This is a genomic window from Enterobacter sp. ZOR0014, from assembly GCF_000798855.1.
GTDB classification, from domain to species: domain Bacteria; phylum Pseudomonadota; class Gammaproteobacteria; order Enterobacterales; family Enterobacteriaceae; genus Enterobacter; species Enterobacter kobei.
On record NZ_JTLF01000162.1, the window covers coordinates 15,634 to 29,999 of the forward strand.

At 51.0% G+C, this 14,366-nt stretch carries 14 protein-coding genes and 1 pseudogene; 10 read left to right on the forward strand and 5 right to left on the reverse strand.

What is annotated here, in order from left to right; genetic code table 11:
• Positions 1-86: 86 nt before the first annotated feature.
• The gene (locus L977_RS08285) at positions 87-2,216 is read right to left on the reverse strand and encodes a putative bifunctional diguanylate cyclase/phosphodiesterase (RefSeq protein ID WP_045268216.1); all 2,130 of its coding nucleotides are present in this window, start codon (positions 2,214-2,216) and stop codon (positions 87-89) included.
• 455 nt (positions 2,217-2,671) lie between these two features.
• Here L977_RS08285 and L977_RS08290 point away from each other — a divergent pair, with 455 nt between their 5' ends.
• The 4 genes from L977_RS08290 (at position 2,672) to dbpA (ending at position 6,813) form a co-directional block, all read left to right on the forward strand.
• The gene (locus L977_RS08290) at positions 2,672-3,814 is read left to right on the forward strand and encodes a methyl-accepting chemotaxis protein (RefSeq protein ID WP_023338360.1); all 1,143 of its coding nucleotides are present in this window, start codon (positions 2,672-2,674) and stop codon (positions 3,812-3,814) included.
• Between the two features lie 156 nt (positions 3,815-3,970).
• Entirely contained in the window at positions 3,971-4,954 is a 984-nt protein-coding gene (zntB, locus tag L977_RS08295; protein ID WP_014884034.1) for a zinc transporter ZntB, read from the forward strand.
• 275 nt (positions 4,955-5,229) lie between these two features.
• On the forward strand, positions 5,230-5,412 hold the full coding sequence (ynaL, locus tag L977_RS23700; protein ID WP_000025608.1) for a proline-rich small protein YnaL: 183 nt from the start codon (positions 5,230-5,232) through the stop codon (positions 5,410-5,412).
• A gap of 27 nt (positions 5,413-5,439) precedes the next feature.
• Positions 5,440-6,813, forward strand: a complete 1,374-nt coding sequence (dbpA, locus tag L977_RS08300; RefSeq protein ID WP_014884033.1) for an ATP-dependent RNA helicase DbpA — start codon at positions 5,440-5,442, stop codon at positions 6,811-6,813.
• Positions 6,814-6,855: 42 nt separating this feature from the next.
• Here the strand turns inward: dbpA and ttcA are convergent, their stop codons facing one another.
• Together ttcA and L977_RS24930 are read right to left on the reverse strand one after the other, a co-directional pair.
• A complete protein-coding gene (gene ttcA / locus L977_RS08305; protein ID WP_047625571.1) occupies positions 6,856-7,791 on the reverse strand; it encodes a tRNA 2-thiocytidine(32) synthetase TtcA in 936 nt (311 codons plus the stop codon).
• Positions 7,792-7,793: 2 nt separating this feature from the next.
• Positions 7,794-8,034: pseudogene (locus L977_RS24930) on the reverse strand (site-specific integrase); the annotation flags it as partial.
• A gap of 424 nt (positions 8,035-8,458) precedes the next feature.
• On the opposite strand from L977_RS24930, the gene L977_RS08310 reads away from it, so the two are divergent.
• The 6 genes from L977_RS08310 to L977_RS08335 all read left to right on the forward strand — a co-directional run bounded on the left by L977_RS08310 (position 8,459) and on the right by L977_RS08335 (position 12,636).
• Positions 8,459-10,435, forward strand: a complete 1,977-nt coding sequence (locus L977_RS08310) for an alkyl/aryl-sulfatase (RefSeq protein ID WP_047625572.1) — start codon at positions 8,459-8,461, stop codon at positions 10,433-10,435.
• 108 nt (positions 10,436-10,543) lie between these two features.
• Complete coding sequence (locus L977_RS08315) at positions 10,544-10,888, forward strand: DUF1294 domain-containing protein (protein ID WP_047027052.1); 345 nt, start codon at positions 10,544-10,546, stop codon at positions 10,886-10,888.
• Positions 10,889-10,982: 94 nt separating this feature from the next.
• Complete coding sequence (locus tag L977_RS08320; RefSeq protein WP_014883977.1) at positions 10,983-11,420, forward strand: VOC family protein; 438 nt, start codon at positions 10,983-10,985, stop codon at positions 11,418-11,420.
• A 104-nt stretch (positions 11,421-11,524) separates the two neighbouring features.
• Positions 11,525-11,974, forward strand: a complete 450-nt coding sequence (locus tag L977_RS08325) for a hypothetical protein (protein WP_014883976.1) — start codon at positions 11,525-11,527, stop codon at positions 11,972-11,974.
• A 39-nt stretch (positions 11,975-12,013) separates the two neighbouring features.
• Positions 12,014-12,211, forward strand: coding sequence for a hypothetical protein (locus L977_RS08330; protein WP_014883975.1), 198 nt, complete (start codon positions 12,014-12,016; stop codon positions 12,209-12,211).
• 2 nt (positions 12,212-12,213) lie between these two features.
• Positions 12,214-12,636 (forward strand): GFA family protein, encoded by a 423-nt coding sequence (locus tag L977_RS08335; protein ID WP_045135218.1) that lies wholly within the window; start codon positions 12,214-12,216, stop codon positions 12,634-12,636.
• Between the two features lie 17 nt (positions 12,637-12,653).
• Here L977_RS08335 and L977_RS25145 read toward each other — a convergent pair whose 3' ends face one another.
• Both L977_RS25145 and ompC read right to left on the reverse strand, forming a co-directional pair.
• Positions 12,654-12,779, reverse strand: coding sequence for a hypothetical protein (locus L977_RS25145; RefSeq protein WP_269430394.1), 126 nt, complete (start codon positions 12,777-12,779; stop codon positions 12,654-12,656).
• A gap of 140 nt (positions 12,780-12,919) precedes the next feature.
• Positions 12,920-14,029 carry a porin OmpC gene (gene ompC, locus L977_RS08340; RefSeq protein ID WP_014883973.1) on the reverse strand — a complete coding sequence of 370 codons (1,110 nt, stop codon included), beginning with the start codon at positions 14,027-14,029 and terminating at the stop codon, positions 12,920-12,922.
• Between the last annotated feature and the right edge of the window lie 337 nt (positions 14,030-14,366).

Sequence of the window (14,366 nt, forward strand, 5' to 3'; positions counted from 1 at the left end):
TTTCCTGTTCATCGGCATGTTATGCCTGACAATCACGTCAGATTAACTCGCGTCCACTCTTCTGAAACATACGCTATTCAATCCTGTCAGGCATGATTTTTTTGTGAAATAAATGCGGGATCCGTATGAATTTTACTCATGGGTATAATTTGTTTATCTGAGTTTTTCTGTAGCAGCAGCCACGGAACCTGTTCCGCAGGCAATGGGCGGGAGAAAAGGAACCCCTGCAGATAGTCACAGCCAAGGCTGGTCAGTATCGCCTGCTGTTCGTCCGTTTCAATGCCCTCAGCAACGACATTCATCTCCATGGTCCGGGCGATATTAATAATGGTTTCCACCAGCTTACGGCTTTTCTCGTTTTCCAGCATAGAGGTGACAAAACTCTTATCAATTTTTAGCTCTTTTGCCGGGAGAACGCTTAACATCAGCAGGTTAGAATAGCCAGTACCAAAATCATCAATAGAGACGGTGACACCCGCATGGTTAAAGGCGTTCAGGAGCTCGATACTGCGGTCGAGATTTTTAAGCGCGGTACTCTCTGTTACCTCCAGAATCAGCCGGGAGGGAGACAGATTATATTTTTCCAGCATCGACGAGACGATGTGAAAGATATCCGGCTGTTCGAACTGAACGGGGGATAAATTGAGCGACAATGTCCACTGACTGAAACCCTGTTCCGTCCAGAAATGAAGCTGCCGACACGCGGCCTCAATCGCCCAGTTGCCAACCGGAATAATCAAACCCGTTTGTTCCAGCGTGGGTAAAAACAGTCCCGGCAGCAAAACGCCTTGCTCCGGATGACGCCAGCGGAGAAGAGCTTCAAAACCGTGGATCGTCTTATCTTCCGCGTGCCAGGTTGGCTGATACCAGAGCTCAAACTGATCGCGTTCCAGGGCCTGAGAAAGCGCCTGCAGAAAACCCGGTTGCGCCGGCACTGTTGTTGACATCTCCGGACGGTAAATTGCCCAGCCGTTACGTCCATCCTCTTTAATATGTTGTAAGGCTGCATCAGCCTTAAACTTCAGTTCATGTAGCGTTTCGCCATCTTTCGGATAGAGGCTGATCCCCGCGCTGATGGTGGTGTTTAGCGTGTGACCGCAGAGTGAAAGCGGGCGGCGCATATCCGCGAGGAGGGTGGTGAGCAGGGTATTAAGCTTTTCATCATCACATTCGGGAACCAGCAGGATAAAAGCATCCCCGCCCAGTCTGGCCAGCGTCATCTCACGGGTAAGCCGGGACGTAATGCGCTGGGCAATAGTGATTAATAACTCATCACCCACGCTGTGGCCCCAGGTATCATTCACGCGTTTGAAGTGATCGACATTCAGGAAGATCACGGCAAACTGTCTCTTGCTCAGCAAGGCGCTGCGAAGACAGTCCTGCATTCGGATATCCATCTGATGATGGTTTGCGAGCCCGGTGAGGGCATCGAAGCGAGCCTGAAGCTCAAGCTGGCGATTGAGTTGTCGCAAATTGTCCGTCAGCCGGGTGGTGCGCCAGTGCGAATCGATTAGCGAAATAATTAACATCACGCCGAGAAGTGAGAGCGTGGTGACGGAAACCCATATGGATAATCCCAGCTCGCCGATCCCGCCGGGAAGCGTGCGTGCCATCTCATGGAAATGCGCGGCACTCATGCCCGTATAATGCATTGCGCAGATGGCGGCACCCATGACTAAGGCCGCGAGAATGCGATTTACAAAGACCCCTTTGTGCTTATCCCGGAGACGAAAAGCCAGCCACAACGCCACACCGGAGGCGACAACCGCAATTACCACGGACAAACCGACAATCCGCTGATCCCATAGGATGCTTCCCTCCAGCATCAATGCGGCCATACCGATATAGTGCATCGAGACCACGCCAGCGCTGAGAATGATCGTGGCGACTGTCAGTCTAAACAGGGAGAGGTGTTTGCCCGTAACGGCAATATTAATGGCCGTTGTGGAGGCTATAACCGCCGCACCAAGTGAGGCCAGGGTTATCCAGAGGTCGTAGCTCATCATCATGGGCATTTGCATCGACAGCATGCCGATGAAATGCATTGACCAGATCCCGATGCCCAGCGTTACGCCTCCGGCAATCCGCCAGAACAAAGCCGCTTTTCGGCTGGAAAGGGGAATTTTCCCGGCGCTGTCCAGAGCTACAAAGGAGGCGATAAACGCCACCAGATAAGAGACAGCAATCAACACAGGGTCCCACGATATATTGAGCATTATGCAATCCCACGCCTGAGAGGGTTACCGATTTCGCCTGCCGGCACATTTTTATCGGGCAACGAAAATGCGCATTCAAACCATATTAGTTATTTATCGTGAAAAATGACCAGTCATATAACAACTCTATACTCACCGGGAATATAAAATATATTCTCGTTTTTAACTTATTAAGCATTGCTAAACATAGACCACTATCACTAGCAAAGCGCCTTAAATACGTGGACGAACGAATCGTCTCGTCGCAGGTGATGGTATCGCTTAACGTGGTTGTGAACCAGTATCACAGCATTCGGCGCAGCACATTTTTACTAATACGCTTTTTTTACCTGACTTAAGCTAAATATCGGGTGCGTAACGGCGAAACGAGAAACCAGCGCGTTAGGTGAGGACAAACGCAAAGGTGAATGCTATAAGTCTTAATGCCGACCAAAATATAAGTTGTGGGTAAAATCATGCTAAGAAATATTAGTGTCAGGACCTTCATTGCCTGGTTCCTGTTATGCCTTTTTTTGGTAAATGCAGGTATCGTTGCTCTATTTTCCAGCAATTTCTCTCTCTTCATTTCGATTAATCTGGTTAATTTCGTTGCGCTGTTTTTGCTCTGGAGTTATATGACGAAGTTTCTTGTGACGCCGATCAATACTGTGAAAAAAAGTATTGAAGAAGTGACCGCAGGTAATCTTGGTGTCTCAATCCCTGAGTTTGGCAATAACTGCGCGGGACGATTAATCCCCGGAATTAATAGTCTTTCCAGCAACATTGCGACGCTGGTGCGTGAGATCAGGGCGTCATCTCAAAACGCCATGACCTTGTCGGATCAACTCTCTGCCCGTAGCGCTCAGCTCTCGGTGAAAACCGAGCAGCAGTCTGCCTCTCTGGTGCAAACCGCTGCCAGTATGGAGCAGATGGCGGCAAGCACCCGAAACAATGCCGATAACACCCGTCTGGCGAGCGAGCAGGCAAACGTCGCGACATTGCAGGCGCGTAAGGGAGGAGAGCTGATGGAGCAGGTTGCCAGCAATATGCAATCCATAACCGAGTGCGCGCAGCAGATGACGGAAATTATCTCCCTAATCGACGGGATTGCATTCCAGACAAATATCCTGGCGCTTAACGCGGCGGTTGAGGCGGCGCGGGCGGGCGATCACGGCAAAGGGTTCTCCGTCGTCGCGGAAGAGGTGAGAAACCTGGCACACCGCAGTGCGGAGGCCGCGAAAAACATCAAGACGCTGATTGACGTCACCAGCAGTAATGTTACCCAGGGTGCCAGCGTCGTGTCGGAAGCGGAAAAGAATATGCATGAAATCGTGACCGGTTCCGGCAATGTCAGCCGGTTGATGGATGAGATTTCTACCTCGACCGCTGAGCAGGAGAAAGGCATTTACCAGATCACCCTGGCGCTGTCTGAACTGGAGCGGGTCACGCAAAGTAACGTCGCGATGGCGGAGGAACTCAATGGTTCCTCTGATGTCCTGCGTAATCAGGTGATTGAACTGCAAACGCGGACACGCAATTTCAGGCTTGAGCAGGGACACTCGCCGTCATCGTTGACCGGCCCTGCACCTTTCCTCCAGCGGCCCGAGCACTCGCTCTGACAGCACTTCAAAGCCTGGCATGCCAGGCTTTTCTTCTCCTGAAACACAGTATGTACAATTCCTGAACGATTTCAGCGCCATGCGAGACATAGTTGTTGCTTAACCCCCGACGGAAGCTAGACTGACATCGAAAGAGCTAAACAGGGGGGAGGCGCAGTGGAGAGCATTAAAGGATCAGAACTTAACGTTCCTGACGCAGTTTTTGCGTGGGTGCTGGACGGTCGCGGCGGTGCCAGGCCGCTGGAAGATAATGATGTCATAGATAAAGAGCATCCCTGCTGGCTACATCTCAACTATACCCATCCGGAAAGTGCTGACTGGCTGGCCACGACCCCGTTGTTGCCCAACAACGTGCGCGACGCCCTGGCAGGAGAAAGCCTGCGCCCACGTGTGAGCAGAATGGGTGACGGAACGCTTATCACCCTGCGCTGCATAAACGGCAGTACGGATGAACGTCCCGATCAACTGGTGGCGATGCGCGTCTATATGGACGACGGGCTGATTGTGTCCACCCGCCAGCGGAAGGTCCTGGCGCTGGACGACATTGTGAACGATCTCAAAGAGGGAACCGGACCGGTCGACTGCGGTAGCTGGCTGGTGGACGTCTGTGACGCCCTGACCGATCATGCGAGCGAGTTTATTGAAGAGCTGCACGATAAAATCATCGACCTGGAAGATAACCTGCTCGATCAACAGATCCCGCCGCGCGGCTTTCTGGCGTTATTGCGTAAGCAATTGATCGTGATGCGTCGCTATATGACACCACAGCGGGATGTGTATGCCCGTCTGGCCAGCGAAAGACTCAACTGGATGAATGACGATCAGCGCCGCAGAATGCAGGACATAGCGGACAGACTCGGCAGGGGACTTGATGAGATCGACTCCTGTATCGCGCGAACGGCGGTGATGGCGGATGAAATTGCTCAGGTGATGCAGGAGTCGCTGGCGAGAAGAACCTATACGATGTCTCTGATGGCGATGGTCTTCTTACCCAGTACCTTCCTGACAGGGCTGTTTGGCGTCAATCTGGGGGGGATCCCCGGTGGTGCTTACCATTACGGCTTCACCGCGTTTTGCGTCATGTTAGTTGTTTTGATTGGTGGTGTTGCATGGTGGTTGCATCGTAGTAAATGGCTGTAAATTTACGTTTTTTTGCCCTTTTGCAGAGATTAAAACGCTCTTTTAATTGAGCGAAGTCAATAAACATCAGCCCGGCAAGGTGCAATATTACTCCCGCAGGTGAATGCAACGTCAAGCGATGGGCGTTGCGCTCCATATTGTCTTACTTCCTTTTTTTGAATTACTGCATAGCACAATTGATTCGTACGACGCCGACTTTAATAGTCGGCTTTTTTTTGCCTCCTGTTTCTCAGCGTCTACCCTAAAAGGGACGACAACCAAGCCTGGAGGGAAAGATGAGCATTTTACTCGCTCTGCTCGTGCAACAATCGCGTCAGTCCGACCCTGTTCCCACCGATCCCGTGCCGATGCCCGATCCCATACCGCGTCCGCAGCCGATGCCCGATCCGCCGCCGGATGAAGAACCGATTAAATTGTCGCATCGAACCCTGAGATCTGCGAGGATACGCGCCATCTGACCGTAAAGATCACCACGAGAGACTACTGTGACCGCTTTTTCTACCCTGAATGTTCTGCCTGCCGCCCAACTCGACAACCTCAACGAGTTGGGATATCTCACGATGACGCCTGTTCAGGCGGCCGCGCTGCCCGCTATCCTTGAGGGCCGCGACGTACGCGTGCAGGCGAAAACAGGCAGTGGGAAAACGGCCGCATTCGGTCTTGGTCTGCTGCAGCATATTGACGCGTCGCTGTTCCAGACTCAGTCGCTGATATTGTGCCCGACCCGCGAGCTGGCAGACCAGGTCGCGGGTGAACTGCGTCGCCTGGCGCGCTTTATGCCCAATACCAAGATCCTGACGCTCTGTGGTGGACAGCCGTTCGGCGCACAGCGTGATTCGCTCCAGCATGCGCCACACATTATTGTCGCGACGCCTGGCCGCCTACTTGATCACCTGCAAAAAGGCACCGTTTCGCTGGATGCATTAAGCACGCTGGTGATGGATGAGGCGGACAGAATGCTGGATATGGGCTTCAGTGATGCCATTGATGAAGTGATCCGCTTCGCGCCGGACGATCGCCAGACGTTGCTATTCTCTGCGACCTGGCCTGAAGCCATCGCCGCAATCAGCGGTCGCGTGCAGAAAAATCCGCTCACTATCGAGATAGACAGCGTCGACGCGCTCCCGGCCATCGAACAGCAGTTCTTTGAAACCTCACAGCAGGGAAAAATCCCGCTCCTGCAGAAATTGCTGAGCCAGCATCAGCCTGCGTCGTGCGTGGTGTTTTGTAATACTAAAAAAGACTGTCAGGCGGTGTGTGATGCGCTGAATGCGGCGGGGCAGAGCGCCTTATCTTTGCATGGCGATCTGGAACAGCGCGATCGCGATCAGACCCTGGTGCGTTTCGCCAACGGTAGCGCCCGTGTTCTGGTGGCGACCGACGTGGCGGCGCGCGGTCTGGATATCAAATCCCTTGAGCTGGTAGTGAACTTTGAGCTGGCATGGGATCCCGAAGTCCACGTCCACCGTATTGGCCGTACCGCACGTGCAGGAAACAGCGGTCTTGCCATCAGCTTCTGTGCGCCGGAAGAGGCGCAGCGCGCCAATATTCTCGCTGAAATGCTGCAGATCACGCTGAACTGGGTGAATGCACCGGGCAGCGTTAAACTCGTGCCGCTGGAGGCCGAAATGGCGACGCTGTGTATTGATGGCGGCAAAAAAGCCAAGATGCGTCCGGGTGATGTGTTAGGGGCATTAACTGGCGATATCGGTCTGGAAGGGGCGGATATCGGTAAGATTGCGGTTCATCCGGCGCATGTTTATGTGGCCGTGCGTCAGGCAGTTGCCCATAAGGCATGGAAGCAGCTGCAAAATGGCAAGATTAAAGGTAAAACCTGCCGCGTACGTCTACTGAAATAAGGCATAAAGCGTCTCAGAAGATCTTTCTGAGACGCTAACCGATTACTTCACTTCCAGCACGTTCAGACGCAGTTCGTCCAGTTGGTTATCATCGTCTTCCGGCTGCCAGCCCGCAGGCTGCATGGGGATCTCTTCCCGGTCAAATGCCAGGTCACCGCCATTCACCACTTCTGATTCGTGGTTAATACCTTTGAAGTCAAACAGCTCAACGTCCGCCAGGTGTGAAGGGACCACGTTTTGCATCGCACTGAACATGGTTTCGATGCGACCCGGGTAACGTTTGTCCCAGTCGCGCAGCATGTCGCCAATCACCTGACGCTGCAGGTTTGGCTGAGAGCCGCACAGGTTACATGGAATGATCGGGAACCCTTTCGCCTGTGAAAAACGCTCAATGTCTTTTTCGCGGCAGTAGGCAAGAGGGCGGATCACAATGTGCTTGCCGTCATCGCTCATCAGTTTAGGCGGCATGCCTTTCATCTTGCCGCCGTAGAACATATTCAGGAACAGCGTCTGCAGGATATCATCGCGGTGATGGCCCAGCGCAATTTTGGTCGCACCCAGTTCCGTCGCGGTACGATAGAGAATGCCACGGCGCAGACGGGAGCAAAGCGAGCAGGTCGTTTTCCCTTCCGGGATCTTCTCTTTCACAATGCCGTAGGTATTTTCTTCGACGATCTTGTACTCAACGCCCAGGTTTTCCAGGTATTCCGGCAGAATGTGTTCCGGAAAGCCCGGCTGTTTCTGGTCAAGGTTGACCGCTACCAGCGAAAAATTAACCGGCGCGCTTTGCTGAAGATTGCGCAGGATCTCCAGCATGGTGTAGCTGTCTTTACCGCCTGACAGGCAAACCATGATGCGGTCGCCTTCTTCAATCATGTTGAAGTCTGCAATGGCTTCGCCCACGTTACGGCGCAGACGCTTTTGCAGTTTGTTCAGGTTGTATTGCTCTTTCTTGGTATTCGATTGAATTTCTTGCATTTTTATTTGTCTCGGGAGGCGTCAGGGGCACCATAGGGGCAAACCTCATTCCAAACCGGCAGTCGTGTATTCGGCATGACGATCTGATTCTGGCTCATTTCCACTATCCTGCCCCGTAAATTTCGTAAACCCTTTGCGCGTTTTCAAGCCCCTCTGACTGACAATGAAAGACGGGTTAGCGCTGGCAGATAAAAGCCAGCAGGCACAGGCATGCCGCGTATGGTACGGATTACTGCGACGAATTCAATATGCTTAGGGAATGCGTTGTCAGAATTAACCTGACAAGCAGCAAGGGGATGCTGGCGTAGGCACTGTCAACAGAGACCTACAAAACGACTTGAAGCCAGATTCAGTGATTATGTGGAAGCCAAAAGATTGAATTTGAGGGTGAGGGTGGAGCCTGATGATTAAAACCATATATGAAATGTGGATATTCAGGCTTCCGCTCATTTTTTTCGAGTTGTTATAAATTATTAACAGTCCTTTGCGAGTAATTTACGGTATTGGCAGTTTTACCTGGTTCATTTCAGAGTAAATACAGTGCGTTAATTTCCAGCACTCGGCTTGCTGATTATCAAACACCCATTATATTTATTCATGTTTCCTTTCATTAAGCTCTTATTAATACATCCCTACCTGTGATTTAGCAGAACATCGAGAGGTTTTGATGAAATTCAACATGATAGTAAGAAGCCTTGCTTTAGCGGGCATTCTCGGCTCAATCAGCCTTCCTCTCAGAGCTGTTGAGGCACCGAAAGATGCTACGGCACCGACGCAACAAGCTAACAATGCCTTGTATAATCAACTTCCTTTCTCTGACAACACCGATTTCACTAATGCCCATAAAGGATTCATTGCTCCACTTCCTCAGGAGATTATCAAGGGGGAGCAAGGAAATACCATCTGGGATCCGCAACAATATTCTTTTATTAAAGAGGGTGATAAAGCTCCTGATACGGTTAACCCGAGTTTATGGCGTCAATCTCAGCTGATCAATATTAGCGGTCTGTTTGAAGTCACTGACGGTGTTTATCAGATTCGAAATCTTGACCTGTCGAATATGACCATTATTGAAGGTAAAGAAGGTATTACCGTGGTCGATCCGCTGGTTTCGGCAGAAACAGCAAAAGTCGGTATGGATCTTTACTTTAAAAATCGCGGCAAGAAACCGGTCGTTGCCGTCATTTATACCCACAGCCATGTTGACCACTACGGCGGCGTGCGAGGGGTGGTTGATGAAGCGGATGTGAAAGCCGGCAAGGTCAAAATCTATGCACCGTCAGGGTTTATGGAAGCCGCCGTTGCGGAAAACATCATGGCGGGTAATGTCATGAGCCGCCGTGCCAGCTACATGTACGGCAACCTGCTGAAGCCAGACGCCAAAGGACAGGTAGGGGCAGGGCTTGGGACTACGACTTCTGCGGGCACGGTCACGCTGATTGCGCCGACGAATATCATTGAGAAAGATGGTCAGAAAGAGGTCATCGATGGGCTGACCTATGACTTTATGCTCGCGCCCGGTTCTGAAGCGCCCTCGGAAATGCTCTGGTATATCGAAGAGAAGAAACTCATCGAGTCAGCTGAGGATGTCACTCATACCTTGCACAACACCTATTCGCTCCGCGGCGCGAAAATACGTGAACCGTTGCCGTGGTCGAAATACATCAACCAGGCAATTGTGCGCTGGGGTGATAAAGCTGAAATTATTATGGCACAGCACCACTGGCCGACCTGGGGCAACGAAAACGTGGTCAAACTGCTGAAAAGTCAACGTGACCTCTATCGTTACATCAACGACCAGACACTTCGCATGGCCAACGAGGGGCTGACGCGGGATGAAATAGCCGCAAACTTCAAGCTGCCGGATTCACTGGCACACACGTGGGCTAACCGCGGTTACTACGGCTCGGTCAGTCATGATGTGAAAGCCACCTATGTACTTTATCTTGGCTGGTTCGATGGCAATCCGGCGACCCTGGATGAACTGCCGCCTGAAGAAGGCGCGAAGAAATTCGTCGAGTATATGGGCGGTGCGGATGCCATTTTAAGTAAAGCGAAAACCGACTTTGACCAGGGGAACTACCGTTGGGTTGCACAGGTCGTGAGTAAAGTCGTTTTTGCTGACCCGAATAACCAGGCCGCGCGTAACCTTGAAGCGGATGCGCTGGAGCAGCTCGGTTACCAGGCTGAATCGGGGCCATGGCGTAACTTCTACCTGACAGGCGCGCAGGAGCTGCGTAACGGCGTAGTGAAGGGACCAACGCCAAATACCGCCAGCCCGGATACCGTGCGTGCTATGACGCCAGAGATGTTCTTCGATTACCTGGCTGTACATATCAACGGCCAGAAAGCCGTTGATGCCAAATCGGTGTTTAATATCGATCTGGGTAGCGACGGCGGTAAATATAAGCTTGAGCTTGAAAATGGGGTACTCAACCACACGGCTAACGCCGAGGCGAAAGACGCCGATGCCACTGTGACCCTTAATCGAGATACGCTGAACAAAATCATTCTGCAAGAGGTCACCCTCAAGCAGGCTGAGGAGAACGGCGATGTGAAGATTTCAGGTGATGGTGCGAAACTCGACGCGATGCTCGGGTATATGGATAAATTTGATTTCTGGTTTAATATCGTCACGCCGTAAACGCTTTCCCTGCGAGTCCTTTTTCTCGCAGGGACGTTTTTTCGCGGTTGTCTGTCGCTGGCGTATAATGCCTTTCTCAATCCGCCTGACAGTCCAGTGGCCGTTCCTATGACGCTCAATCGTTTTTGTTTTTTGCTCCTGCTTGTCGCTGCGATCGGCAGCTTTTTCTCCTCGTCTTCCTTTGCCGTGTGGTTCCTGCTGATCAATGTGCTGACGATGGCCATTTATGGCGCCGATAAAACGGCAGCACGGAAAGGGATGCGCAGGGTGCCGGAAACTACGTTACTCCTGTACGGTGTTGTGGGAGGGTGGCCTGGCGCGATTTTGGGTCAACAACTCTTTCGCCATAAAACGCAAAAGCAGCCGTTCAAAACCTGGTTTTGGATCAGTGTTGTGGTGAGTCTCTCAGCCATGATGGCGCTGTATTATTTCTCTCCTTTTACCCCTTATTGAGCGTTGTCAGGACCGCACACATTCCCGTTGACCTCAAGTTAACTTGAGCTTTTAAGATGTCTTCGACATGTTGATACAGGAGTAACAACTTAAAATGAAAGACATCGATGTAGGCTTCACGCATGTTGCGTTTATGGTCAGGGACCTGGAAAAAAGCATCACGTTCTATCGCCGATACGCCGGGATGGACGTTATGCATTCGCGTGAACCCGGTCTTCCTGATGCCCGAAAAGTGGCATGGTTGACTGACCACACCCGTCCTTTTGCGCTGGTTCTGGTGCAGGCAGACAACGTGACCGATACGCCGCTGGGGAATTTCGGCCACCTTGGGATTGCCTGCGCTACGCGTGAAGAAATTGACAGAAAAACGGCGATGGCCACTGAGGAAGGGGTATTACGTAAAGCACCGGAGGATCTGGGTGATCCCGTCGGGTATTACGTATTCTTTGCCGATCCTGACGGAAATACCTTAGAGCTCTCATATGGTCAGCGTGTCGGGCTGACGGCGACGGGTGAGAACGCATCTGAATAACGTGAAACGGGCCTACTGCCAAAAGTAGTAGGCCAATTCCTGGTGGGTTGCTGTTTTTTGCACAATCTGAATAATACGTGCAACAACACGGACGACAGCATCCCATGAATAGAAAATCTATTGCACTGGCAGCACTGGTGTTTTTCTCTGCGCCTGGCTGGTCAGCGTTTCAGGAGCGGGAATATAATACCTGGTATATAAAAAATGCCGTTCTCTATGACATGACGCAGACCTCGGACGGTTTTCCTGTCATGGTGAGTATATTCCAGCCTGAGCGTAAATCCGCAAATCTGGTGGTGTCGTACATCACTGAAGGCCGTTGCGATGATAATAACCAGCAGCTTAATGTGAATGGCAAAGTGCTGGCCGCAAAATATCGCTGTGTTCAGGTTGGACAGAACAGAATAGACCATTTCTCCGTGGTGGATGCGAACAGCGTCAATAGCCTGGTGACCTATCTAAAATCCGATTTCACGCTACTCCTGCAAAATGATATCAAGATTTGGGCGGCAAATATCAAAACGCCCAAATACGGTCTGACGCCGCGTTTTTAAAATCCTGCTACGCTTGTTTGTTGTATCAGGAGCATGAAGATGAAGAACAAAGACGAACAAACAGGATTAGTGGGGCTGGCGATCGGCGCCGCTGTTATTGGACTGGTTTCCGCACAGAGACCGATCGATCGCGACAGCATAGTGGATGAACTGGTCAGGCTGGGCAGGCAGAAAGGCGATGGTGTCGAAGATGAGGTTTTCGTTAAAGCCGCCCAGCTGGTGAGAAAAGGGGTATAACGATGGCTGAAGTACGTCATGCGCAGTGCCATTGTGGCGCGGTAGCCTTTACGGTTGAACTCACTGATGGCTTTAACACCGCGCGGCGCTGCAGCTGCTCTTTTTGTCGTATGCGGGGCGCAGTCGCGGTTTCTGCTCCGTTATCGGGAATTACCGTAACCAAAGGCGAGGACAAGCTGACGGAGTACCGTTTTCACACCGGGACGGCGCGGCATTTCTTTTGCTCAGTCTGCGGAATATATACGTTCCATCAGCGTCGCTCTAACCCTAATGAATACGGCGTGAATGTGTCCTGTATAGAAAATGTCTCGCCGTTTGATTTCCCCGAAGTGACGGTAATGGACGGTGTAAACCATCCGAAGGACGGCGAAAGTGGGGTGTTTGGTTATCTCTCGTTTCGCAAAAGAGAGACCCATAAAAGCTAATTACTGCATGGGCAGGATTAACCGCCTTCCAGTCGGGTCAACAACGCACCGAGATGTCCGACAATATCGCGGAAATCAAAAATCAACGCCATCCACAAACAGGCTAAAAGAGTCAGTACGGTTAAGGATAGACGAACAAACAACGCAGTTGTCCTTAATGAAGAAAGGGCTATCTGCGCAGTCTAACCTGCTTTCTCTCAACTTAGCCTCAACCAAAACCTTTCTGAAGCTACCATTTGTGATGGCATTCAAAAAAAAGCCCGCATTTCGCGGGCTCTGATCATCAGAACTGGTAAACCAGACCTAACGCGACGACATCATCGGTGCTGATGCCGTTGTCTTTGTAGAAGTTATCATCTTCATCCAGCAGGTTGATTTTGTAATCAACGTAGGTGGACATGTTCTTGTTGAAATAGTAGGTAGCGCCTACATCCGCATATTTAACCAGGTCCTGATCGCCCTGACCGTTGGCCAGGTCTTTACCTTTAGACTGCAAATAAGAAATGGCCGGACGCAGACCGAAATCGAACTGGTACTGCGCGGTCACTTCAAAGTTCTGGGTTTTGTTCGCCACGGCGTCGGTATTATCACCATACGGGGTCATGTTGCGGGTTTCAGAATACATCGCCGCCAGATAGATATTATTGGCGTCATATTTCAGGCCTGCCGTCCAGGCATCTGCTTTATCACCGCCCGCAGTGGTATTCGTCACCTGGTCGTTGGTACGGTCAGAAGAGGTGTACGCAGCACCGGCGCTGATGCCCATGCCAAGGTCGTAGGTGGTCGAAATACCGAAGCCGTCACCGTTCTCATGACGCGTGTCGCGGCCATTATTGGTGCCTTCCTGGTTGTTGCTGGCATCTTCATTTTTGCCCTGATACTGCAGCGCAAAGTTCAGACCCGGCACCAGACCGTAGAAGTCGGTGTTACGATAGGTTGCGACGCCGTTCGCACGGCCAGTCATAAAATTATCCGCATTGGTGTAAGAGTCGCCGCCGAATTCAGGGAGCATATCTGTCCAGCCTTCCACGTCGTACAGCACGCCATAGTTACGGCCATAATCGAACGAGCCGTAGTCACCCACTTTTACACCGGCGAAGGCCAGACGCGTCCAGGACTGGTTATCAGACCCTTCAGTGTTATTAGCCTGAATGTTGTACTCCCACTGGGCGTAGCCGGTCATCATGTCGTTGATCTGCGTCTCACCCTTGAAACCCAGACGCATGTAGGTTTGGTCGCCATCTTTAGAGGCGTCATCAGAGAAGTAGTGCAGGCCGTCTACTTTTCCGTACAGGTCTAATTTGTTGCCATCTTTATTATAAATTTCTGCCGCATGTGCTGCGCCAGCCATTAACAGAGCCGGAATCATCAGAGCCAGTACTTTTCTTTGCATTTTGGTATTCCTTTGCGGTTGTTTTTATTTAATTACCTGTTGAACTTTCCAAATAAGAAAGTGGTCTCATGCTAAAACACTCCGCAGAAGAGTAATAAAATATAATTGTTACGAATTGAGTTAAATCTAAACTGAATTAAACCACGGTAATGATCATTTGTTTGGTGAATAATTAAGGTTATACCATAACAAATAAAAATTTTTAATGAGTCGCCAGTTCAGGTAGTCTTTGCGTCGTTATATGCCTTTAAGATTATTTATCCATAATTCACATGAATGTTATTTAGGTAACTAAAACGATATTCATTGATTATCTGGATTAGCCCGATGTGAAAGC